Source organism: Desulfovibrio piger (assembly GCF_012843875.1).
In the GTDB taxonomy this organism is placed as follows: Bacteria; Desulfobacterota; Desulfovibrionia; order Desulfovibrionales; family Desulfovibrionaceae; genus Desulfovibrio.
This window is the reverse complement of sequence record NZ_JABAFY010000007.1, coordinates 50,101-74,045: the sequence shown is the minus strand read 5'-3', so window position 1 is coordinate 74,045 and position 23,945 is coordinate 50,101. Positions and strand designations below refer to the sequence as shown.

The window sequence follows — 23,945 nt, the reverse complement described above, 5'->3', positions numbered from 1 at the left end:
AGAACAGGGACGGGTCAAGTTCTTTCGGGAAAAAAGGGGACAGGCGGCCGGACCGGGAGCAGGGCGGGCATGAAAAAAGGGGCATCCGGCGGATGCCCCTTCAGGTCAGTTCTTGGCGGTCAGCAGGACTTCGTCCCGTCCGTCCCGTTCTTCCAGCAGGACGTCCACCTGCTCCTGCGGGCGGGTGTCCACGCTGCGGCCGATGTAGTCGGCCTGGATGGGCAGTTCGCGGTGGCCGCGGTCCACGAGCACCAGCAGCTCCACCTTGCGGGGGCGGCCGTAATCCAGCAGGGCCTCCAGGGCGGCACGGATGGTGCGTCCGCTGAACAGCACGTCATCTATAAGGATGATCTCCGCGTTGTCCACCGGGGCGGTGATGCGCGACTGGCCAATGTGGGGCTTGCCTTCCAGGCTGGTCCAGTCGTCACGGTACAGGTTGATGTCCAGCGTGCCCAGGGGCAGGGGGCGCTGCAGCTTCTGCTGCATCAGGGCGCCCAGGCGGCGGGCCAGGTCGGCGCCGCGGCGTTCGATGCCCACCAGCATGACGCGCTCGCACTGCCCGTGCCGTTCCAGCACTTCGCAGGCAAGACGTTCCAGAATACGGGTCATTTCCTCTTTGTCCAGCAGCAATGTCGTGGGCATAATTCCTCCAGAAGTGATGTCTTTCCATACGCCTTTTTGGCAGCGGAGAAAAGCCCCGCGAGCGATTGACAATCTTTGGGGCTGACCTTACATGTTACGGGCAACACTGGAGGTAGTGCCATGCTTACGTTGACCGATGCCGCCCGGAAGGAACTGGAAGGTTTTTTTGCCGACAGGGAAAAAGCGACCGTTCGCATCTACCTTGCCCCCGGCGGCTGCTCCGGCCCGCGCCTTGCTCTGGCGCTGGACGAAGCCGGTGAGAACGATACCCGGATCGAACAGGGCGGTTTTGCCTTCTGCATCAACAATGAACTTTTGCAGCAGGTGAAAAGCGTCAGTATCGATGCCAACTACCTTGGCTTTCTGGTGACCCCCGAAGTGCCCCTGCCGTCGTCGGGCGACAGCGCCTGCGGCGGTTGCTGCGGTGCCTGCGGCAGCCACCAGTAGCCTTTGACGGGAAGGCGCAGCCTGTTCCTTCCCGCGTCATCCCTGCTCTGACGATACCTGTCACCTCCTGCGTCAACAGTTGCCGCACCGGCAACGGGCGCTGCCCTGAACGGCGCCTCTTCCCCTGCGGGATACGGGAAGTCCGGGACGCGGCATCGTCAAGGAGAAGGAATGATCACTTTGTCTGAAAATGCCCGCAAAGAGCTGGAAGCCTATTTTGCGGACAAGGAACGCCAGACCATCCGTGTGTATCTTGCTCCCGGCGGCTGCTCCGGCCCCCGGCTCGTCCTGGCTCTGGACGAACCCGGAGACGAGGACGCCAGGTTCGAACAGGACGGCTTTGCGTTCTGCATCAACAAGGAATTGCTGCAACAGGTGAAGAGCGTCAGCATAGACTTGAGCTATCTGGGCTTCACCGTGACCCCCGAAGTGCCCCTGCCTTCGTCGGGCGGTAGTTCCTGCGGCGGTTGCTGCGGCAGCTGCGGCAGTCATCAGTAGTCCCTGTCCGGTGGGGCCGGCTGTCCCGGCCCGGCCGGTTTTGTCATAACAGAAGGTCCCGTCTTCTGTTTCCATCAACTGCCGTTACCGGCGGAGAGGGCCTGTTGCCCCAGGGCATCGGTCCCGGTTCCTGACGGGCAGGACGCTCCGCAGATACGGCCCAGAGAGGAATAGGAATGATCACTCTGTCTGAAAACGCTCGTAAAGAGCTGGAAGCCTACTTCGCGGACAAGGAACGCCAGTCCATCCGCGTGTTTCTTGCCCCCGGCGGCTGAAGCGGCCCGCGTCTCGCCCTGGCTCTGGATGAGCCTAACGCACAGGACAGCACCGAGGAAGTTGACGGTTTCACCTTCTGCATGGCCACCGACCTGGTGGCGCAGATCAAGGGCGTCAAGATTGATATGACCTACATGGGATTCACCGTGGATCCCGAGGTGCCGCTGGCCTCTTCCGGCAGCAGCTGCGGCAGTTGCGGCAGCAGCTGCGGCAGTCACTAGGCGGATCGTGATCCGTCGGCTGTCCGTGCGGGGAAATGTTCCCACACCGCCCGGGATGTGCATGCACGCATCCCCCCGGGTCGCTTGAAGCATGGCCCCCGACAGCTACAGATAAGAGATCCCGCAAGGCGGCCTTCGGGCCGCCTTTTTTGAACCCTTTCCCAGGATTCGGCGTCGTTGGTGGCGTCGTTTTTGCTTTTCCGGCGGACAGTATGGCAGATATCCTTTCCCTGCTCTCAGGGCCGGCCGAGGCCCGACACTGGCAGCGCAGCGGCATGGCGTCCTGTTGCCGTCTTGCCTGCGCCGCGCTGGCCCAGGGACGCAGCAGCGTCATCCTGGTGCGCGACCGTGAGGAATACACGGCGGCGCGCGCACTGCTGCCCCTTTTTTCTCCTTCGCTTTCCCTGGCTGACATGGCCCCTGATGTCCCTGCTTGGAAGCTGCCCTTTGCCGTGCTCCCTGCCGGTCTTTTACTGCGCCGTGACCGGGATTCGTGGGCAGGACGGCTGGCGGCCCTGTACGGCCTTGCCCAGGGCGGGCCCCGCTGCCTCATCCTGAGCACGGAAGCGCTGCTGCTGCGCCATGTGCCCCGCGATTTTTTTGCCGAGCATACGCTCGACCTGACGCGGGGCAGCGACTATCCGCCGGAGCTGATCCTCGATCAGGCCGTGGAGTGGGGGTACGAACGTGTCCCCCTGGTGACCCGGCCGGGGCAGATGGCCCGGCGCGGCGACATCTTCGACATCTTCCCGTCCGGCTATCCGCGTCCTGTGCGCATGGAGTTTTTTGGCGATACGCTGGAAGAACTGCGCCTGTTCGATGCCGAGAGCCAGCGCTCCCTGCAGGGGCTGGACGAGCTGACCCTGCTGCCGGCCCTGCCTTTCGTGCTGGACGCGCAGGGCCTGGCCGCGGCCCGCAAGCGCATGGATGCCCTGTTCGCCGGGGCGCGCATCAGCGAGAACGACTGCTACACCTTCAAGAAGACCCTGGATGCCGGCGGTCTGGGCCTGCTGCCGGGCGTGGTGCACGAAAAGGCCAGCACCATCGCGGACTGGCTGCCCGAGGAGCCGCTCTGGTTCCTGCCCGGACAGGCGGACTGCGATGCGGCCCTGCACGGGACGGCCATGCAGTTGCGCGACCAGCTGGAAGAAGATGATGCGCCCCTGCCGCAGCCGTCCGCCCTGTGCCTGTGCGGCAGCCTGCAGGATCTGCCCTGGGAAAAGGCCCGCCGTTTTTATCTGGAGCCCCTGGTCATGGGCGTGGACACCGTGGGGGACGACGTACAGGAACGTCCGCTCCATGCCTTTACGGATCTTTTCCCCGTCCCCGGCGCGGCCGACCGTCCGTGGCAGCATCTGTCTGCCGGTCTGAAGGAATGGCAGAACCGGCGCCGTCAGGTGGTGCTGAGCTTTTCCTCGCAGCGCAGCCGGGCCAAGTTCCTCAAACTGGCCGAGCAGGAAGGCATCACGCCTGCCTTGCGTTATGCGCCGGAACAGCGCGGACTGTTCGCCCTGGTCTCCCCCTGGCGTTCGGGTGCGGAGCTGGTCTGGGACGATGTGCTCGTGCTGGGCGAGAACATCCTCTATCCGCGTGCGGAAAAGAAGGCCCGTGCCTCCTCGCGTGCGTTCAAGGGACTGGACAGCTTCGATGACCTCAAGGCCGGGGACCTGCTCGTCCACCGGGATTACGGCATCGGCCGTTTTGCCGGTCTGCACCATCTGGTGCAGGGAGGGCAGGGCAATGACTTCCTTCTGGTGGAATACTCCGGGCAGGACAGGCTCTATGTGCCGGTGGACCGCCTGGGGCTCATCCAGCGCTTCAAAGGTGGCGAGGGTGCGGAACCGGCCCTTGACCGTCTGGGCGGCGCCAGCTGGAGTTCCGGCAAGGAGAAGGTCCGCAAGGCCATCGAAAAGATCGCGGCCGACCTGGTGGAGATGTACGCCTACCGCAAGGTGGCCAAGGGCTTCCGCTACGACCCGCCGGGCGAGCTGTACCACGAGTTCGAGGCGACCTTCGGCTTTGAGGAGACCCCGGACCAGGCCCGGGCCATCGAGGACGTTTTGGCCGATATGGACAAGTCCGAGCCCATGGACCGTCTGGTCTGTGGTGACGTGGGTTTCGGCAAGACCGAAGTGGCCCTGCGCGCCGCCTTCCGCGCGGCCAGCGAGGGGCGTCAGGTGGCCCTGCTGTGTCCCACCACGGTGCTGGCCGAGCAGCATTACCAGACCTTCCGGGCCCGTCTGGCCGGTTTCCCGGTCACAGTGGGCCTGCTGAGCCGTTTCGTGCCCCGTGCCCGGCAAAAGGAAGTCCTCAAGGCCGCGGCCGAGGGGCAGATTGACATCCTGCTGGGCACGCACCGCCTGCTGTCGTCGGACGTGTCCCTGCCCAACCTCTCCTTGCTCATCCTGGACGAGGAACAGCGCTTCGGCGTGCGGCACAAGGAAAAGCTCAAGGCCCTGAAAAAGAACGTGGACGTGCTGACCCTGACGGCCACGCCCATCCCGCGCACCCTGCAACTTTCCATGTCCGGCATCCGCGACCTTTCGGTCATCGAGACCGCGCCGCAGGACCGCAAGCCTGTGGCCACGGCCGTGCTGCGGCGTGACGATGCCACCCTGCGCACGGTGCTGGAACGCGAGCTGGCGCGGGAAGGTCAGGTCTTCTGGGTATACAACCGTGTCCAGGGGCTGGAGCGCGTGGCCGAATATGTGCGCAAGCTGGTACCCACCGCCCGGGTGGGCATGGCGCACGGCCAGATGTCGGAAAGCGAGCTGGAAAGCAACATGCACAAGTTCTGGCACGGCGAGCTGGATGTGCTGGTCTGTACGGCTATCGTCGAGTCGGGCCTGGACTTCCCCCGCGCCAACACCCTGGTGGTGGACCAGGCGCAGCTCTTCGGCCTTGGCCAGCTCTATCAGCTGCGGGGCCGGGTGGGCCGCAGTGACCGTCAGGCCTACGCCTTCTTCGTGGTGCCCGATACGGAGCATCTGAGCGAAGTGGCCGAGGAGCGGTTGCGCATCATCATGGACATGGACTATCTGGGGGCCGGTTTCCAGGTGGCCATGGAAGACCTGCGCCTGCGCGGTGCGGGCAACATCCTAGGCGAGGTGCAGTCCGGCCATATGGGCCGGGTGGGGCTCGACCTGTATCTGGAGATGCTGGAAGAGGCCGTGGCCCGTCTCAAGGGCACGCCCGTCACCCAGGACGTGGAAACGGAACTCAACCTCGGTCTGCCTGCCCATATCCCCCAGTCCTACATCGAGGATGGCCGGGAACGCCTGCGCTGCTATAAGGCGCTCACGTCGGCCACCAGCGGCGCGGCCCGCGAGGAAGTGGCCCTTTCCATGCGCGACCGTTTCGGCAGCTTCCCGCAGGAACTGGTCAACTTCATCGCCGTGCTCGATTTCAAGCAGTTCCTGAGCCATTTGCAGGTCCAGCGTGCGGACATCTATCTGGATCATGTCCGTCTGGTGTGGGGCGACGGCCAGACCGCCGTGCAGCCGGAGCGCATCCTGCAACTGGTGGCTTCCATGAAGGGCGCCCGGATGCTGCCGCCGGCGTCGCTCATGCTGCCCCTGCCTGCGGACAAGGATTTTGCCCAGGGACTGCAGGGGCTGCGGCAGGCCCTGGAAAACATCCGCACACCGGAAGCTCCGGGCGACACGGCCTAGGCCGCGGCGATTGCCAAAGAGGGAAATATTGGCTATTTTCGGCTGCTACTACAGCCTATGCGCATAACGGGAGAATTTGCCTTGAAAAAATATGTCCTTCTGATCCTGATGGCATGGCTCTGCCTAGCCTGCACGGCCCAGGCTGCCCAGCTCAACAAAATTGCCGCGGTGGTCAACGGCCAGGTCATCACCATGTTCGACCTGCAAAAGGCCGCGCTGCCTGAACTGGGGCGTGCCCGTCTCAATCCCAATGACCCCAAGCAGGCCGACAAGGTCAATGTGGTCTTCCGCAAGGTGCTGGATTCCATGATTATGGACATCCTGCTGGAACAGGAGGCCAAGCGCCTGAGCATCACGGTCTCCGACAGCGAGATCGATCAGGAACTGACCAAGATGATGAAGATGCGTCGCCTGAACCGCGCCCAGTTCGAAGCCGAGCTGAAGAAGCAGGGCATGAGCGTGGATGAGCTGCGCAAGAGCATGAAGACCAACATGCTGCGTCAGCGCGTCATGGGGGCCGAAGTGGGCCGCCGCGTTGTGGTGACCGATGACGAGATCCGCGCCTACTACGAAAAGCACAAGGACACCATGTATGACCGCAACGGTCTGCATATGGGCCTGATCGTCTACAATCCCAACGTCAATGCCAGGAGCATCGCGGCGCAGATCGCTTCCGGAGCCCTTTCGTTCGAAGAGGCCGCCCGCAAGTATTCCATCGCCCCCAATCGCGAAAAGGGCGGCGACATGGGCCCGGTGGAGTGGGGACGCCTCAATCCTGAGTGGGAGACCCGCCTGAACAAGATGAAGCCCGGCGATGTGACCGACATCTTCACCGTGCAGGGCCACAAGGCCCAGGTGCATCTGTTCCGTCCCGGACAGAGCGGTCCCGGCCGTCCCATGACCTTTGAGGAAGCCCGGCCCGTCATCGATAACATCCTGCGCCAGCCCAAGGCCATGGAGCGTTTTGACGAATACTCCCAGCAGCTGCGCAGCAAGGCCGTCATCGATATCCGTCTGTAAGATACTGCCTTCCGGCCGGAACCAGACGGGGAGACCCGGCCGGCAGATACCCGCTTTCCCCGTATCGAGGTTTGCATGACTTTTGAAGAACTGGGTGCGGCGCTGTGCGCGGAGCGCGAACGCCGTGGCCTGAGCCTTGATGATGTGGCCGCCCACCTGAAGATCAGCACGCGGCTCATCCAGGCCCTGGAGAGCGGGGATCTTTCCGCCTTGCCCCATCCTGCCTATACCAAGGGCTTTTTGCGGGCCTATGCCTCGTACATGGCCCTGGATCCCGAAGCCGTAGCGGAAGTGGCGCACGCCCTGCAGCCCGCGGCGGCCACGGAATGCACCGTCATGGGGGGCGACGAGGACCTGCGCAGCAATCCCGCCATCTTGCGTCACGGCGCCCGTCAGGGCCTCGCGGGCTGGCTGCGTGTCTTCATCCTGCTCATCCTGGTGGTGGCGCTGGCCGGTGGCGGCTGGATGCTGTGGCAGCGGGGCGTATTCAAGGATCTGACCGGCAGCAAGGAACAGGGCCTGCCGACTGCAGAGCCTGCAGCCGTGGCTCCTGCCCCTGAGCCGGTGGCTCCGGCACCGTCTGCCACGACGCCTGCGGTACCTGCTCCTACCGGTGGCCAGACTGCCCCGGCTCCCCAGGGCAATGGCGGTGCGGCCGCTCCTGCCGGTGGTGTGGCGCCTGTGCCCGGTACCGCACAGCCTGAACGCAGTGCCGCGCCCGCGTACACGGGCATGATGGATACCCGTCCTGCGGAGCTGACCTGGGGCCAGACGGCCAATGCCGCCACGGTCCAGGATACGGCCGCCCAGGATCCGTCCCTGCCTGCTGGCATGCACCGTGTGGTGGTGACCGGTATCGGCGAATGCTGGATGCGGGCCACCGTGGACGGGGAAGTGCGCCAGTTCTCGGTGCGCAAGGGCGACATCATCACTCTGGAATTTGCCAAGGCCCTGGAGGTAAAGCTGGGCAACGCCGGTGGGGTCCAGGTCTCGTATGACGGGACGGAACTGCCGGCTCCCGGTCAGGCCGGTCAGGTGAAGACCCTGGTCTTCCCGCCTGCCGCCAACTGATGGAATGGACCGACCAGGCCCTCGTGCTGCGCATGGGGGCCTTTCGTGAGTCGGATCTCTGGCTCAAGCTGTTGTGCCGTGAACATGGCCTGCTGACGCTGTTCGCCTTTGGCGGCAGCCGCAGCAGGCGACGCTTTTGCGGCTGTCTGGATGTGCTGAACAGCCTGCAGTGCCGTGTCCGTTCCTCAAAGGACGGGCGTTTCCTCAATCTTGAGGAGGCGGCCTTGCTGCAGGGGCCGCGGCTGCTGCGACGCAACTGGCAGCGCATGGGGCTGGCGGCCAACTGCCTGCGCTTTGTGGAAGCCATGGGCGTAGGGGAGGACGCCGCGACGGAAGCCTTCCTGCTGGTGGAGGATCTGCGCGCGGTACTGGAGGCGGAAAAGGCCCCGCCAGTGCTCCTGCCCCTGTATTTCCGCCTGCGTCTGGCCGGGGCCCTGGGCTTTGCCCCCAACCTGGGGCAGTGCGGCCGGTGCGGCCGGACCATCAGCGAGGACGCGCTCTTCGTGGTCGATGAAGGCCAACTGCGCTGTTCCTCCTGTCGCAGCAGCCGCTTCGAACTGGAGCGTTATGGCGTGGAGATCCCCGCACAGGGGCTTGACCTTCTGCGCCATGTACAGCAAAGTTTCCCGTCCGGGTGGCCGGACGGCGAGCTGCCGCCCCCGGTGCGGCGGGCCTGTGCCCGGGCTATCGATGGTTTTGTCCAGTACCATTTGGGGCTGGCCTGGGAAGGGAACTATTTTCGTCGGGTTTGAGTCTGCCCGTCCCGTCTGCGGGACAAAAGACGAACGAAGGGGACGCGTCGGACTGGCGGCGCCGTAGCTGACGCGAGCGTCGCGTCGTGCCGAAATGTGTTAAAAAAGGACTGCACATGTATTTTCAGGATGTCATCCTTACCCTGCAACGCTACTGGGCGGAGCAGGGCTGTGTCGTGGAACAGCCTTCAGGCGTGGAATGCGGGGCGGGGACGTTCAACCCCAACACCTTCCTGCGCGTGCTGGGCCCCGAACCCTGGAGCGTGGCCTATGTGGAACCCAGCCGTCGTCCCACTGACGGCCGCTACGGGGAAAACCCCAACCGCCTGCAGCGCTACTTCCAGTTCCAGGTCATCATGAAGCCTTCTCCTGCCAATGTGCAGGAACTGTACCTGGAAAGCCTGAACGCCCTGGGCATCAATCCTGCCCAGCACGATATCCGCTTTGTGGAAGACGACTGGGAATCGCCCACCCTGGGTGCCTGGGGCCTGGGCTGGGAAGTGTGGCTCAACGGCATGGAAGTGAGCCAGTTCACCTACTTCCAACAGGTGGGCGGCATCGACCTGCATCCCATCAGCGTGGAACTGACCTATGGTCTGGAACGTCTGACCATGTATCTGCAGGGCGTGGAATCCGTCTACGACCTGAAGTGGAACAAGAACGTGACCTACGGCCACATCTACCACCAGAACGAAGTGGAGCAGTCCAAGCACAATTTCGAGGCCAGCAACCCCGAGATGCTGCTGCGTCATTTCAATGATTTTGAAGGCCAGTGCAAGGCCATGCTGGAGCAGAACCTGCCCTGGCCCGCCTATGACTACTGCCTCAAATGTTCCCACACCTTCAACCTGCTGGATGCGCGCGGCGCCATCTCCATCACGGAACGCGCCGGCTATATCGGCCGTGTGCGCGCTCTGGCTGCAGGCGTGGCCAAACTGTATGTGGCCCAGCGTGAAGAGCTGGGGTATCCGATGCTCAACACCGAGGCGAGGTAAGGCATGGCGACCTTTGTGCTTGAAATTGGCAGCGAAGAACTGCCTGCCCGTTTTTTGGCCGGCGAAGAAGCCGAACTGGCCGCCCGTTTTACGGCGGCCCTGCAGGAAGCCAGTGTGGAACACGGCGCCCTGCGTACCATGAGCACGCCGCGTCGTGCCATCGTCATCATCGAGGACGTGAACCCCGTGCAGCAGGAGCGCGAGGAAGAAGTGGCCGGCCCGCCGGTGCGTGTGGCCTTTGCCGCTGACGGCAAGCCCACCAAGGCCCTGGAAGGCTTTGCCCGCACCAACGGCGTGAGCGTGGACGATGTGTACCGCATCACCACCGAAAAGGGCGAATACGTGGCCGTGCGCAAACGCATCGGCGGCGCTGCCGTTGCCGATCTGCTGGCCGAGATCTGCCCCGCCGTCATCACCTCCCTGCCGTTCGGCAAGCGCATGCGCTGGGGCAGCAACACCCTGGCCTATGCCCGCCCGCTGCGCTGGATCGTGGCCCTGCTGGATGACGCCGTGGTGCCCTTCACCGTGGGCCCTGTGGCTTCCGGTCGCGAGACCATGGGGCACCGCATCCACGGTCATGGCCCCTTCAGCGTGGCCCATGCCAATGAACTTCTGGCCGTGCTGGCGGACAAGGGCGGCCTGACGCCCGACGCCGCCGACCGCCGCAAGGTCATCATGGAAGGCGGTGACGCCCAGGCTGCCGCCATCGGCGGCAAGGTGCTGTGGCGTGACGGCCTGCTGGACGAAGTGCAGGGCCTGACCGAACATCCCGTGCCCCTGCTGGCCGACTTCGATCCTTCCTATCTGGAAGTGCCCCGCGAAGTGCTGCTCACCAGCATGGAAAGCCATCAGAAGAGCTTTGGTATCGAGGCTGCCGACGGTACCCTGATGCCGCACTTCCTGACCGTGCTCAACATCTCCCCCGAGGACATGAGCTTGGTCAAGCACGGCTGGGAACGCGTGCTGCGTGCCCGCCTGGAGGATGCCCGTTTCTTCTGGCATGCCGACCTGCGCGATAATTTCGACTATTGGCTGGAAAAGCTGGATCACGTCATCTTCATCGGCCGTCTGGGCACCATGGGCGAAAAGACCCGTCGTCTGGAAGCCCTGTGCCGCTGGCTGGCCGAGAACGTGGCCCAGGGCAAGGTCAGCGCCGAGGACGCCGCCCGTGCCGGCCGCCTGTCCAAGGCCGACCTGGTGACCGGCATGGTGGGCGAGTTCGATACCCTGCAGGGCATCATGGGCGGCATCTACGCCGAGCGCAAGGGCGAGACCCCGGTGGTGGCCCAGGCCCTGCGCGAACAGTATCTGCCCGCCGGCCCCGACAGCCCCGTGCCTGCCAGCCTGTGCGGCGCGCTGCTGTCCATGGCCGACAAGGCCGATACCTTGGTGGGCTGCTTCGGCCTGGGCATGATCCCCACCGGTGCCGCCGACCCCAATGCCCTGCGCCGTTGCGCTCTGGGCATCATCCGTATCGCTCTGGAGTTCGACCTGCACTTCGACATCCGTCAGCTGTTCGCCCGTGCTCACGAACTCTATGGTGACCGCCAGTGGAAGCTGGCTCCGCAGGAAGCCCTGGACAAGCTGCTGGACTTCTTTGCGGGCCGTGTGCGCAATTACTGGCAGAACCGTGGCGAAGACAGCCTGCTGGTGGATGCCGCTCTGGGCGCCGGTGTGGCTGATGTCTGCCAGTGCGGGGCCCGCCTGGCCGCCCTTGCCCAGTTCAGCAAGGAAGCCGGTTATGCCGAGGCCGTGCAGACCTTCAAGCGTGTGGCCAACATCGTCCGCAAGCAGGGCGCGGCTGAACAGCTTGCCGCTGCCTGGCAGGCTAACCTGCTGCAGGAAGATGCCGAAAAGGCCCTGGCCGCCACGCTGGACGATCTGCTGCCGCGTCTGGACAGCCTGTGGGAGGCCGGTGACCATACCGCCGCCCTCAAAACGCTGCTGGAAGTCCGTCCTGTGGTGGATGCCTTCTTCGACGGCGTCATGGTCATGTGCGATGATGCGGCGCTGCGCGCCAACCGCCTGGCCATGCTCAATGCCCTGGGCACCCGGTTTGCTCGGCTGGCGGATTTTGCCGCCCTGCAGATCTAAAATGTGGCAAGGGGCGCTGCCCCTTGCATGAAAATGCGCCAATATGGCCGCAGAGCTTGACAGATATGCCATGCTCTGCTAAAAATCCGTCTTCACACGAAGGCACTATACCTGCATTGCAGGCCAAAATATCGGAGGAATACCGTGGCTAACCATAAGTCTGCCATCAAGCGTCATAAGCAGAGCCTGAAACACGCCGCCCGCAACCGCGCTGCCCGTACCCGCGTGAAGAACGCCGTCAAGGCTGTGCGCGCCGCCATCACCGGCAACGATAAGGAACAGGCCAGCAGCGCTCTGACTGTTGCCGCTTCCGTGCTGGCCAAGGCCGCCGGCAAGGGCGCCATGCACTGGAAGAAGGCTGCCCGCAAGCTGTCCCGCCTGTCTCGCGCCGTCAACGCTATCGACGCTCAGTAGTGCGGCTGCACCGGTCACCGTCATTTTTGCTTGACGGACACAGCCGGGTAACGTAATATTTCAAACATGCGCTCGTAGCTCAGCTGGATAGAGCAACAGGCTACGAACCTGTAGGCCAGGAGTTCGAATCTCTTCGGGCGCACCATCACAAAAATAAGCGGTTGGCTGTTATGGCCGGCCGCTTTTTTTGTATTTTCAATGCCTTGTTTCAGGGCCCCGGGATGCCACGGGCCGGTATCTTTCGGGGTTCTGCCCGTACTGCCGCATCATTCCCGGTACGGACATCTTTCCCGCATGGCTCCGGTGTGTCCTCTTCCATGACATGGAGCGCAGGCCCCTTGGGTATCCTGTTTTGCGTGCCGCTTCCGGTGCCGGATGCCGGGAAAGGAGAGATGGCCGATCTCCAAAAGCTGGAGGCGTGCCGGGATGTCCGCAGGCAGCCGGAAAGGGGAGCCCTGCGCATGAAACGACACCAAGAGACGCCATCGACGGATCCTTCCGCCCCTGATCAGAAAGGGGCGGCTCCCTCCACATCTCCTGTGCTGCCGTCGCATCGGCAGCGCGTACGTGAAACGGGCAGCGAGCTGCGACTGCTGTTCGACCTTTCCCAGGTCATCGACCATTCCCGCGACATCAGCCACAGCCTGGAGGCGACGCTCTCTCTGATGGCGCAGCACCTGCACATGATGCGGGGCATGATCACCCTCGTGTCTCCCCATACCGGCGAGATCCGCATCGAGGTGGCCCACGGTCTGAATCCCGCCGAGCAGCGGCGGGGCCATTATGCGCTGGGTGAGGGCGTCACGGGGCGCGTCATCCAGAGCGGCCAGCCCATGGTCGTTTCCAATGTTTCGGCCAGCCCCATCTTTTTGAACCGTACCCGTTCCCGTGACCTGCAAAAGGATACCATCGCCTTCATCTGTGTGCCCATCAAATTCGAGGACGAGGTTCTGGGCGCCCTTTCCGTGGACCGTGTCTTTGCGGATGCCGTGACGCTGGAAGAAGACGAGCGCATCCTGACCATCATCGCGTCCATGATCGCCCATGCGGCCAGGGCGCGTCAGAACGTTATGGACGAGCGCGTCGCGGCCATCGAAGAGAACATGCGCCTGCGCAACGCTCTGTCCGCGCCGCTGCGCCCGCACGGTTTTGTCGGCAATTCCGATGCCATGCGCCTTGTCTATGAGCAGATCTCGCAGGTGGCGCCTTCCACGACGACGGTGCTGCTGTACGGCGAGAGCGGCACAGGCAAGGAGCTGGCCGCCCATGCCATCCATTCCGCCGGCAAGCGGAGCAAGGGGCCGTTCATCTCGCTGAACTGTGCGGCCTTGCCGGAAAACCTCATCGAAAGCGAACTGTTCGGCCATGAGAAGGGAGCTTTTACCGGTGCTTCGGGCATACGCAAGGGACGCTTCGAGCTGGCGGATGGCGGGACGCTCTTTCTTGATGAAGTGGGGGAACTTTCCCTGCTGACGCAGGCCAAGCTGCTGCGTGTCCTGCAGGAGCGTTGTTTCGAGCGTCTGGGCGGTACGGAGAGCCTGTCCGTGGACGTGCGCATCATCACGGCCACCAACAGGGACCTGGCCCGCATGGTGGAGGAGGGCACGTTCCGCCGCGACCTCTATTACCGTCTGAATGTGTTCCCCATCCACATGCCGCCCCTGCGCGAACGGCAGAACGACATCCAGCCGCTGGCGGCCTATTTTGTAGACAAGTACGCTGCGGCCAACGGACGTTCAGGCATCCGCATCTCGCTGGCCGTCATGGACATGCTGCAACGTTATTCCTGGCCCGGCAATATCCGTGAGCTGGAGAACGTCATGGAGCGGGCCGTGCTCCTAGTCGGTCAGGATGGTCTGATCCTGCCCCAGCATCTGCCGCGTGAACTGCACAGTACGCATTGCCCGTTCGGCCCGGAGGCGCACAAGGGATCTGTGGAGCCGTATACGGCTTCCGGCACCTTGCAGGATCGTCTCGACGAGCTGGAGCGCGCCTGCATCACCGATGCCCTTGCCCGGCACAAGGGGCACATGGGGCATGCGGCCCAGGCCCTGGGGCTCACGGAGCGCGTCATGGCCCTGCGTATGAAGAAACATGGCATCAGCTACAAGGATTTCCGCCAGCACTGATGCAAGGATTTGCTTGGGAAGGGCGGAGGCTGTTCCCATCCATGTTTGATGGCCGCAGCATCCGCTCTTTGTCTGTTACAGCACGAAAAAGGCCCGCCGGAGTCATGCTCTGGCGGGCCTTTGCATAAGGGAGCGCTTCGTGCCTTCCCCGCGCTCCGGTATGCCCTTGGGGAAAAGAGTGTCTGTCCTTCCAAAAGAAGACAAAAGTGTGGCGGAGGGGCCCTGCCGCTTTGTTGGCAAGGGCCCCTCCCCCGAATGAGATTTACAAGCTCAGTCCCTGCAAACGTTCCAGGGCCTCGGTGGTATCCTCCTCACTGCCGAAAGCGGTGAAGCGTACATAGCCTTCGCCGCTGGGCCCAAAGCCCGCACCGGGGGTGCAGACCAGGAAAGTGCGGGAGAGCAGAAGGTCGAAGAACTCCCAGGAACCCATGCCGTCAGGCGTCTTCACCCAGATATAGGGGGCATGGATGCCGCCGTAGCAGGAAAGGCCCATGCCCTCGATGCCGGAACGGATACGGGCCGCATTGGCCATGTAGGCCGCGATGGTGGCGCGTACCTGTTCCTGCCCCTCTGGGCTGTAGACGGCCTCGGCGGCACGCTGCACGATGTAGGGACAGCCGTTGTACTTGGTGCTCTGGCGGCGCTTCCACATGTCCTGCAGGCGGACGCGGGAACCGTCCGGGCCGGGGATGGTCACCGCGGCCGGGATGGTGGTGAAGGCGCAGCGCAGGCCCGTGAATCCCGCCGTCTTGGAGAAGGAGCGGCACTCCACGGCCACTTCTTCGGCGCCGGGGATCTCGAAGATGCTGTGCGGCACCTCGCTGTCCGTATCCTTGATGAAGGCTTCGTAGGCCGCATCATAGATGATGAGGGCCCCATGGCGGCGGGCATAGTCCACCCAGGCAGCCAGAGCATCCCTGTGCAGCACCGTGCCCGTGGGATTGTTGGGATAGCAAAGATAGATGATGTCGGGCACCGCGTCGGGAAAGTCCGGCACGAAGTCGTTGGCTTCCGTGCAGGGCAGGTAGATGAGGTCGCTCCAGCGCTCGCCCGTCCACCGGCCCGCGCGGCCTGCCATGGCATTGGAATCCACATAGACGGGATAGACGGGGTCGGTGACCGCTACGCGGCAGGACAGGGAGAACAGTTCCTGGATGTTGGCCACGTCGCACTTGGAACCGTCGCTGATGAAGATGTCCGCGGCGTCCATCTGCACACCGTGGGCCCGGTAGTCATGCGCGGCGATGGCCTCGCGCAGGAAATCATAGCCCTGTTCCGGGCCGTACCCCTTGAAGGAGGCGGACGAGGCCATCTCGTCCACTGCCGAATGCAGGGCCGTGATGACGGCGGGCGGCAGGGGGCGGGTCACGTCGCCGATACCCAGGCTGATGACGGGCAGGGCGGGATGCTGTTCCCGGTGCGCGCGGACCTTGGCGGCCACCGTGGCGAAAAGATAGGCGCCGGGCAGTCCGGCGTAATGTTCGTTGCTGCGGATCATGGCTAGTCCTCCTGTCCCTGGGCAGGGCTGTATTCTCCAGAAAAAACGGTGCGGGCCGGGCCGGTCATCAGGACGTGCCCCGTCCGTTCATCCCAGCGGATGTCCAGCGTGCCGCCGCGCAACTGCACCGCCACGTCCCTTCCCGTACTTCCGGTCAGATGGCAGGCCACGGCCACGGCACAGGCGCCGGTACCGCAGGCCAGGGTCTCTCCGGCACCCCGTTCCCAGACGCGCATGCGTACATGTCCCGCGTCCATAAGCTGCACGAATTCGGTATTGGTGCGGCTGGGGAACCAGGGGTGGTGTTCGAAGGCCGGGCCCACCACAGGCAGATCCAGACTGTCCACATCGTCCACGAAGACCACGGCATGAGGATTGCCCATGGACACGCAGGTCACGGCCCATTCTCGATCCAGCACCCGGATGGGCTGGCCGATGCACGGGCTTTCGGGATCCGATGTCGTGTCGGGGCGGACGGGGATGCGCTGCCGGGCCAGTTCCGGCGTGCCCATGTCCACACAGACACGGGAGGGGCAGCCCCCGGCATCGTCCACCCGCTGCAGGAGCTTGACCCCGGCCAGGGTCTCCAGGCGGATGACGGGCCTGTCGGTCAGGGCATGCTCCCAGGCAAAGCGTCCCACGCAGCGGGAAGCGTTGCCGCACATCTCGGCTTCACTGCCGTCGGCATTGAACATGCGCATGCGCAGGTCGGCACTGTCCGGTGAGGTGGGCGGCAGGATGAGCACCAGCCCGTCGGAGCCCACACCGTAATGCCTGTCGCTGACGGCACGGGCCAGCGAGGGGATGTCCCCTTCCGCGAGCCGCAGATCTTCCGAAAATCCGTCAAGATAGACGTAATCGTTGCCGCAGCCTTCCATCTTGGTGAAGGCGATCTTACGCATGGTCGTTCTCTCCTCGTGCATGGAACACTTCTTCGGTGGCGGAGGCGGTCTCCGCGTCGTGGGCGGCTTCCGCCTGACGGCGGAGCACGTTCTTGTAATCCAGCGGCATGACCTTGACGAAGAGCGGCAGGGCGGCATCCCAGTTGGCCAGCAGGGACGCTGCCTTGGCGCTGCCGGTGCAGGCCACGTGCCGTTCCACCAGGCGGCGCAGCAGGTCCTGATCCTCTTCCTGCCAGACGGATTCCAGATCCACGCTTTCGATGTTGCAGCGGTTCTGGAAATGCTCGTCCAGATCGTAGACGAAGGCCGTGCCGCCGCTCATGCCTGCGGCGAAGTTGTAGCCGGTGCGTCCCAGGACGACGACGGTACCGCCGGTCATGTATTCGCAGCCGTGGTCGCCCACACCTTCCACCACGGCGCAGGCACCGGAGTTGCGCACGGCAAAACGTTCCCCGGCCTGGCCGCAGAAGTAGGCCTCCCCGGCGGTGGCGCCGTACAGGGCCACGTTGCCGGCCACGGCCTGTTCCGCCGCCACGAAGCGGGCCCCGGTATCGGGGTGGACCACGATGGTGCCGCCGGCAAGGCCCTTGCCCGCGTAGTCATTGACGCTGCCTTCCACCTCAAGGGTCACGCCGGGGGCCAGGAAGGCCCCGAGGCTTTGCCCGGCCTGACCGTGGAAGTGGAGGTGCAGGCTGTCCTGGGGCAGACCGGCGGCCCCTTGACGCAGGACGATGCTGCCGGAAAGGCGCGCGCCCACGGCACGGTCCACATTGCGGATGGTCCGCTCGATGCGCAGATGGTCGCACTGGCCCGCCAGTACGGGTTCGGCGGCCTGATCGAGGTCCTGTTCCAGGGCCGTGGGTTCACAGACACGGGGGAAGCCCCCGGCATGGTGTTCGCAGGCCGCGTCAGGCGTCCAGAGCAGGCGCGAGAGGTCGAGGGAGGCCGCCCGGCCCGTGATATCCGTACGCTGTGCCAGCAGATCGGCATGGCCGACGGCTTCGTTCAGGGAGCGGAAGCCCAGGGCGGCCAGTTCACGGCGCACGTCCCCGGCCAGCAGGCGCAGGAAACGTTCCACATGTTCGGGGCGGCCCTTGAAGCGGGCACGCAGCTTTTCGTCCTGGGTGGCGATGCCCGCCGGGCAGCGGCCCTTCATGCAGTTGCGGCACATGACGCAGCCCATGCTGACCATCAGCGCCGTCCCGAAGGCGAATTCCTCGGCGCCCAGCAGGGCAGCCACGAGCACGTCGCGCCCGGTGCGCAGCAGACCGTCGGTCTGGAGGGACACCCGCCGGCGCATGCCGCAGGTCACCAGCGCCTGATGCGCCTCGGCCAGACCGGATTCCCACGGCAGGCCCACATAGTGGATGGCGGAATGGGGGCTGGCACCGGTGCCGCCGTCATGGCCGGAGATGACCACGCAGTCCGCACCGGCCTTGGCCACACCCACCGCGATGGTCCCGACACCGCTTTCGGCCACCAGCTTGACGGAGATGCGGGCCGAAGGATTGAGGTGACGGAGGTCGTAGATGAGCTGCGCCAGATCCTCGATGGAGTAGATGTCGTGATGCGGCGGCGGGGAGACCAGGGAGACCCCGGGCATGGTGGCACGGACACGGGCGATGTCCACCGTGACCTTGTAGGCGGGCAACTGGCCGCCTTCACCGGGCTTGGCACCCTGGGCCGCCTTGATCTGGATCTCTTCCGCATGGGCAAGATATTCCGCCGTGACGCCAAAGCGGCCCGAAGCGATCTGGCGGATGCGGGAGCGCGCGTCATGACGACGGCCGTCCGCGTCCGTCCGGGGCGTGTTGCGGGCCGGATCCTCGCCGCCTTCACCGCAGTTGGAGGGCACGCCGCAGGCATTGCAGCCTTCGGCCAGGGTGCGGTGGGCTTCGTCACTGATGGCGCCATAGGAGATGGCCGCACCGACGAAGTGCCGCAGGATGGCCTCTTCCGGCTCAACATCGTCCAGAGGGACGGGGGCGCGGGCCGGGTCGGGCGCGATCTCCAGCAGGGAGCGCAGCGTGAAGCCCTGGGCTTCCTGTTCGTTGCAAAGGCTGGAGAAGGTCTGCCAGGCCGGGGAGGGAGCCTGTCCGTCCGTGTCTTCATTGACGGCCGTATGCAGGGCGCTCACGGTACGGGGGCTCCAGAGACGCGCCGCAGGGGCGGCAGCGGTGGTATCGGCATCGTCCCAGGCCTGCGCGTGACGCAGGGCGGCATCGCGGGCCAGGGTCTCCAGACCGATGCCGCTGATGGAGCAGGGCGTGCCCGTGAAATAACGGTCGATGACATCCTGTGACAGTCCTAGGGCCTCAAAGGGCTGCGAGCCGCGGAAAGATCGCAGGGTGGAGATGCCCAGACGGGCAAAGGCCTTGAGCAGGCCCTTCTTCAGGGCGTTGATATAGCGTTCCTGCGCGTCTTCTTCGTCAAGAGGCCCGGCGTCCGTGCTCAGGTGGCCTTCCCGGGCCATGCGGCGGACGGCATCCAGGGCCGCGTGCGGGCAGACGGCATTGACGCCGTAGCCGATGAGCTGCGCCATGTGGATGACCTCGCAGGCTTCGCCGCTTTCCGCGATGATGCCGCAGGCATGGCGAAGCCCGGCACGGATGAGATGATGGTGCAGGCCCGCGCAGGCCAGCAGGGCGGGGATGGGCGCCTTGTCCGCCGTCATGGCCGTATCGCTCACCACCAGGATGGTGGCCCCTTGGGCGATGGCAGCCTCGGCGTCAGCGAACAGGCGATCGAGGGCCGCGCGTAGAGCTTCTCCGTCGCCGTGGGCCGGGAAGGTGGCGTCAAGGGTGGCGGCCCGGACGGCGAGACGCCGCGAGGCCCGGATCCGGCGCATGTCGTCCGTGGTGAGGAAAGGATGGGGCAGGCGCAGGACAGCGCAGCTTTCGGGGCCCGGTTCCAGGATGTTGCCCGCACGTCCGGCATGGCCCATGAGCGACATGGACAACTGTTCCCGGTAGGGGTCGATGGGCGGGTTGGTCACCTGGGCGAAACGCTGCTTGAACCAGCGGAACAGGGATTGCGGCTCGTCGCTGAGGCAGGGCAGGGGCTTGTCCGTCCCCATGGAGCAGACGGGCTCCTGGGCGTTCTCGGCCATGGGCACGAGGACCTGACGCTGCCATGTGCTGTCGCAACCGGCCTGACGCAGACGGCGGTCCAGCGGCGGCAGGGCGTGCGCGGCATCGCATTCTTCGCCCATGCCGTTCAGGGTCTCAAGGCGCACGGCGTGCTTCTGGAGCCAGCGGCGCCAGGGCTGGGAGCGTATGACCTGCCCCTTGATCTCCGCATCAGGCGCGATGCGGTGGTGTTCCACGTCCGCCAGGATCATGCGCCGGGGCTGGAGCTGACCGCGCTGGATGATGTCCTCTTCAGGCACGTCCACAAGGCCGCTTTCCGAGCCGAGCACCATCAGGCCGTCCCGGGAGACGCTCCAGCGGCAGGGGCGCAGGCCGTTGCGGTCGAGCATGGCGCCCACGCGCCGCCAGCCGTCGGTGAAGACGAGGCAGGTGGGGCCGTCCCAAGGTTCCATGAGGGACGAGTGATATTCGTAGAAGGCTCGCTTGTTGTCGCCCATGACGAAGGTGGGCCCGAAGGGTTCGGGGACCATCATCATCAGGGCGTGGGGCAGGGTGTAGCCTGCGCGGACCAGCAGCTCCAGCACGTTGTCCAGGGTCCCGGAATCCGAGGTATCGGGATTGATGACCGGCAGGGCGTCCTTCAGATGTGCTCCCAGCAGGGGCGAGGCGAGCACGGCCTCGCGCACGCCCATGTGGGCCGCGTTGCCGCGCAGGGTGTTGATCTCGCCGTTATGGGCGGCCAGGCGGAAGGGCTGGGCCAGGGGCCACGAAGGCAGGGTGTTGGTGGAAAAACGTTCGTGGAACACGGCAAAAGGCGCGGCGCAGTCCTCGTCCGTCAGATCGGTATAGAATTCGCCCAGCCGGGAGCCGGGGAGCATGCCCTTGTAGACGATGCTCCGGCAGGAGCAGCTGGCCACATAGAACAGGCGGGTGTCCTGTCCCTGCCGGCGCAGCTCCTTCCAGATCAGGTTCTCGGCCATGTGCCGGGCAAGGAACAGGCGGCGTTCAAGGGCTTCGGGATCATGGAGCTCGGCGGCTTCGGGGGAGCTGGTATCCGGCAGGACGAGCAGCTGCAAAAAGCCGGGCATGGTCTGACGGGCGGCGGGAGCCAGCACGTCTTCGCGCACAGGGACGTCACGCTCGTCTTCCACGCGCAGACCGCAGGCCGTGAAGATCTCGCGGAAGCGCTGCAGGCACAGTGCCCGTAGCGCCGCATCCCGGGGCAGGAAAAGCTGGGCCACGGCCCAGGGGGCGGCGCAGACCGACAACGCGGGCCACTGGCGCAGGAAGAAATCGCGCGGCAGAGGGAAGAGGATACCGGCGCCGTCACCGTTCCTGCCGTCACCGCCGCCACGATGGGCCATGCGGGTCATGGCACCCAGGGCCATGTGCATCACGTCATGACGGCTCTGGCCGTCCAGATAGGCAACAAAACCCACACCGCAGGCATCATGCTCCCGGCGGGGATCGAAAAGACCGTTCATATGTCACTCCTGGGAAGGCTGGGGGAGTGGAGGGAAAACGCCCCCGGGCGGGGATGGTCATGCCCGGCCCGGGGAGACAAAGGGACCAGTTCGGGGATCAGTGCAGCCAGAGCATCTCCGCATAGGAGGGCAGCGGCCAGACGGCGGCATTGAGCATGCGCTCAAGGGCGTCGCAGTGTTCGCGGCAGGTCTGCATGGCAGGGACCACGCCGTCACGGGCGATACGGGCGGCCGTGTGGGCGTCCGCAGCGGCACGCAGCGCGGCAAGCTGCTGTTCTAGGGCGGAAAGGGCAGCGTTCAGGCCCACGGTATGGCCGCGCAGGCAGGTGAAGCGCTCTTCTTCCATGGCGGCCTCGGTGCTGACGGCCCGGGTCTTGAGCACCAGATCGGCGGCAGCGGCCTGCTCCTGCAGGGCGACGGGCAGGATCTGCGTGCGGGACATGTCCAGCATGAGCGAGGCTTCGATGGCGATGGTCTTGGCATAGGTGTCCAGCAGGATCTCCTGCCGGGCCAGCATCTCGCGTTCGGAAAGCACGTTCTGGCGCAGGAACACGTCCATGACTTCAGGCGTGTTGTAGCGTTCCAGGGCATCCACGGTGGTGGCCAGGTTGGGCAGGCCGCGACGGGCCGCCTCCACGGGCCATTCCTCCGAGTACCCGTTGCCGTTGAAGACCACGGCCTGATGTTCCCGGAACAGACGGGGCAGCAGCTCCTGCAGGGCGGCGTTGAGGCTCGTGCCGGAACCCACGGTGGCTTCCAGCTCGGTGGCGATGTCGTCCAGGGCGCAGGCCATGGCCGTATTCAGGGCGATGTTCACCGGCGCGATGGACTGGGAGGAACCCACGGCCCGGAATTCGAACTTGTTGCCGGTGAAGGCAAAGGGGCTGGTGCGGTTGCGGTCGGAAAGATCCACGGGCAGGGGCGGCAGGGAGGAAACGCCGATCTCCATGCTGGTGCGGCCGGGCTTGTGGGTCACACCGTTCATGATGGTGTCGATGACGTCGGTCAGCATGTCGCCCAGATAGACGGAGATGATGGCCGGCGGGGCTTCGTTGGCACCCAGACGGTGATCGTTGCCCGCACCCACCGTGCCCAGACGCAGGGCGGCGCTGTGCTTGTGCACGGCCCGCAGCACGGCGGCCAGGAAGACGAGGAACTGGGCATTGTCCAGCGGGGTCTTGCCGGGATCGAGCAGGTTGTTGCCCTCGGAATCGCTGATGGACCAGTTGTTGTGCTTGCCGCTGCCGTTGACGCCGGCAAAGGGCTTTTCGTGGAGCAGGCAGATGAAGTCATGCCGCGGCGCGATCTCGTGCAGCAGGTTCATGATGAGCATGTTGTGGTCGGTGGCGATATTGGCGTCCTCGTAGATGGGCGCGATCTCGAACTGACCGGGGGCCACTTCGTTATGCCGGGTCTTGGCCGGGATGCCGAGGCGGAACAGGGCGTCCTCCACATCCTGCATGAAGGCCATGACGCGCGCCGGGATGGAGCCGAAGTAGTGGTCCTCCATCTCCTGGCCCTTGGCGGGCGGGGTGCCCATCAGCGTGCGGCCCGCCAGCAGCAGGTCGGGGCGCAGGGCGGCCAGACGGCGGTCGACAAGGAAGTATTCCTGTTCCGGTCCCACGCTGGGGCGCACGAAGGTGGCCGTATCGTTGCCGAACAGGCGCAGGATGCGCAGGGCCTGGCGGGAAAGGGCGGAAATGGAACGCATGAGCGGGATCTTGCGGTCCAGGGCCTCGCCCGAATAGCTGTAGAACAGGGTGGGCACATGCAGGGTGCGGCCGATGATGAAGGCAGGGACCGTGGGATCCCAGGCCGTGTAGCCGCGGGCCTCGAAGGTGGAGCGCAGGCCACCGGACGGGAAGGAGGAGGCATCGGGCTCGCCGCAGATGAGCATCTTGCCCGAGAATTCGTTGATGACGCGGCCTTCGCCAGTGGGGGTCAGGAAGGCGTCGTGCTTTTCGGCCGTCAGGCCGGTCATGGGCTGGAACCAGTGGGTGTAGTGCGTGGCCCCCTTGCTGATGGCCCAGTCCTTCATGGCGCAGGCCACGGTATCCGCGATGTCCGGGTCAAGGCATTCACCGCGGGCGATGGTGGCCTTCAGCGTGCGGAACACGGGCTTGGGCAGACGCTTTTGCAGGATGTCGAGGGAGAAAACGTCACAACCGAAGATGGTGTCGATATCGGTGGCAGGGGGCTGGTGGTCCGGATGGCTCTGGGCGATCTGCCGGATGGCATCAGTTCGAGCATTCATGGGGAGACTCCTTGGATCTCTTTTTTCAGGCGCGCTGGAAAGGAGAGGGTGACACCTTTCACGGCGGCCTGATGGGGAGGAAAACGGAAAAACTTTGGGTAGCGGTTCCTTACAGGGCGTCAGGGCCGCGTTCACCGGTACGGATGCGGATGGCATCCAGCACGTCGTAGATGAAGATCTTGCCATCGCCGATCTCGCCGGTGCGGGCTACGGTAACAGCCTGCAGCACTTTTTCCAGTGCTTCGTCATGGACCACGATCTCGATCTTGATCTTGGGCAGGCAGTCCACGGCGTAGGTGGTGCCGCGATAGACTTCCGTATGCCCGTGCTGGCGGCCGAAGCCGCGCACTTCGCTGTAGTTCATGCCGTGGATGCCGATGGCGGTCAGCTGCTGCTTCACTTCTTCGAACTTGGACGGACGGATGATGATTTCGAGCTTTTTCATGATGGGCTCCAGATATTCCTAGTGACAGGTGGAGATGTCTCGG

The 23,945-nt window shown here is 64.8% G+C and carries 17 protein-coding genes and 1 tRNA gene; 12 read left to right on the top strand and 6 right to left on the bottom strand.

Annotation, left to right across the window (positions count from 1 at the left end):
* Positions 1 to 105: 105 nt before the first annotated feature.
* Positions 106 to 642 carry a bifunctional pyr operon transcriptional regulator/uracil phosphoribosyltransferase PyrR gene (gene pyrR / locus HF854_RS03355; protein WP_168935000.1) on the bottom strand — a complete coding sequence of 179 codons (537 nt, stop codon included), beginning with the start codon at positions 640 to 642 and terminating at the stop codon, positions 106 to 108.
* Positions 643 to 762: 120 nt separating this feature from the next.
* Here pyrR and HF854_RS03350 point away from each other — a divergent pair, with 120 nt between their 5' ends.
* From HF854_RS03350 to HF854_RS03295, 12 genes are all read left to right on the top strand, one after another.
* Positions 763 to 1,089, top strand: a complete 327-nt coding sequence (locus HF854_RS03350) for an IscA/HesB family protein (RefSeq protein WP_168934999.1) — start codon at positions 763 to 765, stop codon at positions 1,087 to 1,089.
* A 171-nt stretch (positions 1,090 to 1,260) separates the two neighbouring features.
* Positions 1,261 to 1,587 (top strand): IscA/HesB family protein, encoded by a 327-nt coding sequence (locus HF854_RS03345; protein WP_168934998.1) that lies wholly within the window; start codon positions 1,261 to 1,263, stop codon positions 1,585 to 1,587.
* A 176-nt stretch (positions 1,588 to 1,763) separates the two neighbouring features.
* Positions 1,764 to 2,084, top strand: coding sequence for an IscA/HesB family protein (locus HF854_RS03340; protein WP_081446798.1), 321 nt, complete (start codon positions 1,764 to 1,766; stop codon positions 2,082 to 2,084).
* A 212-nt stretch (positions 2,085 to 2,296) separates the two neighbouring features.
* Positions 2,297 to 5,755, top strand: a complete 3,459-nt coding sequence (gene mfd, locus HF854_RS03335) for a transcription-repair coupling factor (RefSeq protein WP_240937646.1) — start codon at positions 2,297 to 2,299, stop codon at positions 5,753 to 5,755.
* Between the two features lie 81 nt (positions 5,756 to 5,836).
* The gene (locus HF854_RS03330; RefSeq protein ID WP_240937645.1) at positions 5,837 to 6,775 is read left to right on the top strand and encodes a SurA N-terminal domain-containing protein; all 939 of its coding nucleotides are present in this window, start codon (positions 5,837 to 5,839) and stop codon (positions 6,773 to 6,775) included.
* A 75-nt stretch (positions 6,776 to 6,850) separates the two neighbouring features.
* Complete coding sequence (locus HF854_RS03325) at positions 6,851 to 7,846, top strand: helix-turn-helix domain-containing protein (RefSeq protein ID WP_168934996.1); 996 nt, start codon at positions 6,851 to 6,853, stop codon at positions 7,844 to 7,846.
* Entirely contained in the window at positions 7,846 to 8,598 is a 753-nt protein-coding gene (recO, locus tag HF854_RS03320; RefSeq protein ID WP_168934995.1) for a DNA repair protein RecO, read from the top strand. The genes HF854_RS03325 and recO overlap by 1 nt, the downstream gene beginning before the upstream one ends.
* 116 nt (positions 8,599 to 8,714) lie before the next feature.
* Positions 8,715 to 9,593, top strand: coding sequence for a glycine--tRNA ligase subunit alpha (gene glyQ, locus HF854_RS03315; protein WP_006004641.1), 879 nt, complete (start codon positions 8,715 to 8,717; stop codon positions 9,591 to 9,593).
* Positions 9,594 to 9,596: 3 nt separating this feature from the next.
* Positions 9,597 to 11,687 carry a glycine--tRNA ligase subunit beta gene (glyS, locus tag HF854_RS03310; protein WP_168934994.1) on the top strand — a complete coding sequence of 697 codons (2,091 nt, stop codon included), beginning with the start codon at positions 9,597 to 9,599 and terminating at the stop codon, positions 11,685 to 11,687.
* 144 nt (positions 11,688 to 11,831) lie between these two features.
* Entirely contained in the window at positions 11,832 to 12,101 is a 270-nt protein-coding gene (gene rpsT / locus HF854_RS03305; RefSeq protein WP_006004646.1) for a 30S ribosomal protein S20, read from the top strand.
* 68 nt (positions 12,102 to 12,169) lie between these two features.
* Positions 12,170 to 12,246, top strand: a tRNA-Arg gene (locus HF854_RS03300).
* 316 nt (positions 12,247 to 12,562) lie between these two features.
* Positions 12,563 to 14,230 (top strand): sigma-54 interaction domain-containing protein, encoded by a 1,668-nt coding sequence (locus tag HF854_RS03295; protein ID WP_168934993.1) that lies wholly within the window; start codon positions 12,563 to 12,565, stop codon positions 14,228 to 14,230.
* Between the two features lie 262 nt (positions 14,231 to 14,492).
* On the opposite strand, the gene HF854_RS03290 is transcribed toward HF854_RS03295, so the two are convergent.
* The 5 genes from HF854_RS03290 to HF854_RS03270 form a co-directional block, all read right to left on the bottom strand.
* Positions 14,493 to 15,728 carry an LL-diaminopimelate aminotransferase gene (locus HF854_RS03290; RefSeq protein ID WP_168934992.1) on the bottom strand — a complete coding sequence of 412 codons (1,236 nt, stop codon included), beginning with the start codon at positions 15,726 to 15,728 and terminating at the stop codon, positions 14,493 to 14,495.
* A gap of 2 nt (positions 15,729 to 15,730) precedes the next feature.
* On the bottom strand, positions 15,731 to 16,630 hold the full coding sequence (gene dapF / locus HF854_RS03285; RefSeq protein ID WP_168934991.1) for a diaminopimelate epimerase: 900 nt from the start codon (positions 16,628 to 16,630) through the stop codon (positions 15,731 to 15,733).
* Entirely contained in the window at positions 16,623 to 21,203 is a 4,581-nt protein-coding gene (gltB, locus tag HF854_RS03280) for a glutamate synthase large subunit (RefSeq protein WP_168934990.1), read from the bottom strand. The genes dapF and gltB overlap by 8 nt, the downstream gene beginning before the upstream one ends.
* A gap of 97 nt (positions 21,204 to 21,300) precedes the next feature.
* Positions 21,301 to 23,457, bottom strand: coding sequence for a glutamine synthetase III family protein (locus HF854_RS03275; protein WP_205906016.1), 2,157 nt, complete (start codon positions 23,455 to 23,457; stop codon positions 21,301 to 21,303).
* A gap of 109 nt (positions 23,458 to 23,566) precedes the next feature.
* Positions 23,567 to 23,902 (bottom strand): P-II family nitrogen regulator, encoded by a 336-nt coding sequence (locus HF854_RS03270; RefSeq protein WP_168934989.1) that lies wholly within the window; start codon positions 23,900 to 23,902, stop codon positions 23,567 to 23,569.
* Positions 23,903 to 23,945: the final 43 nt, after the last annotated feature.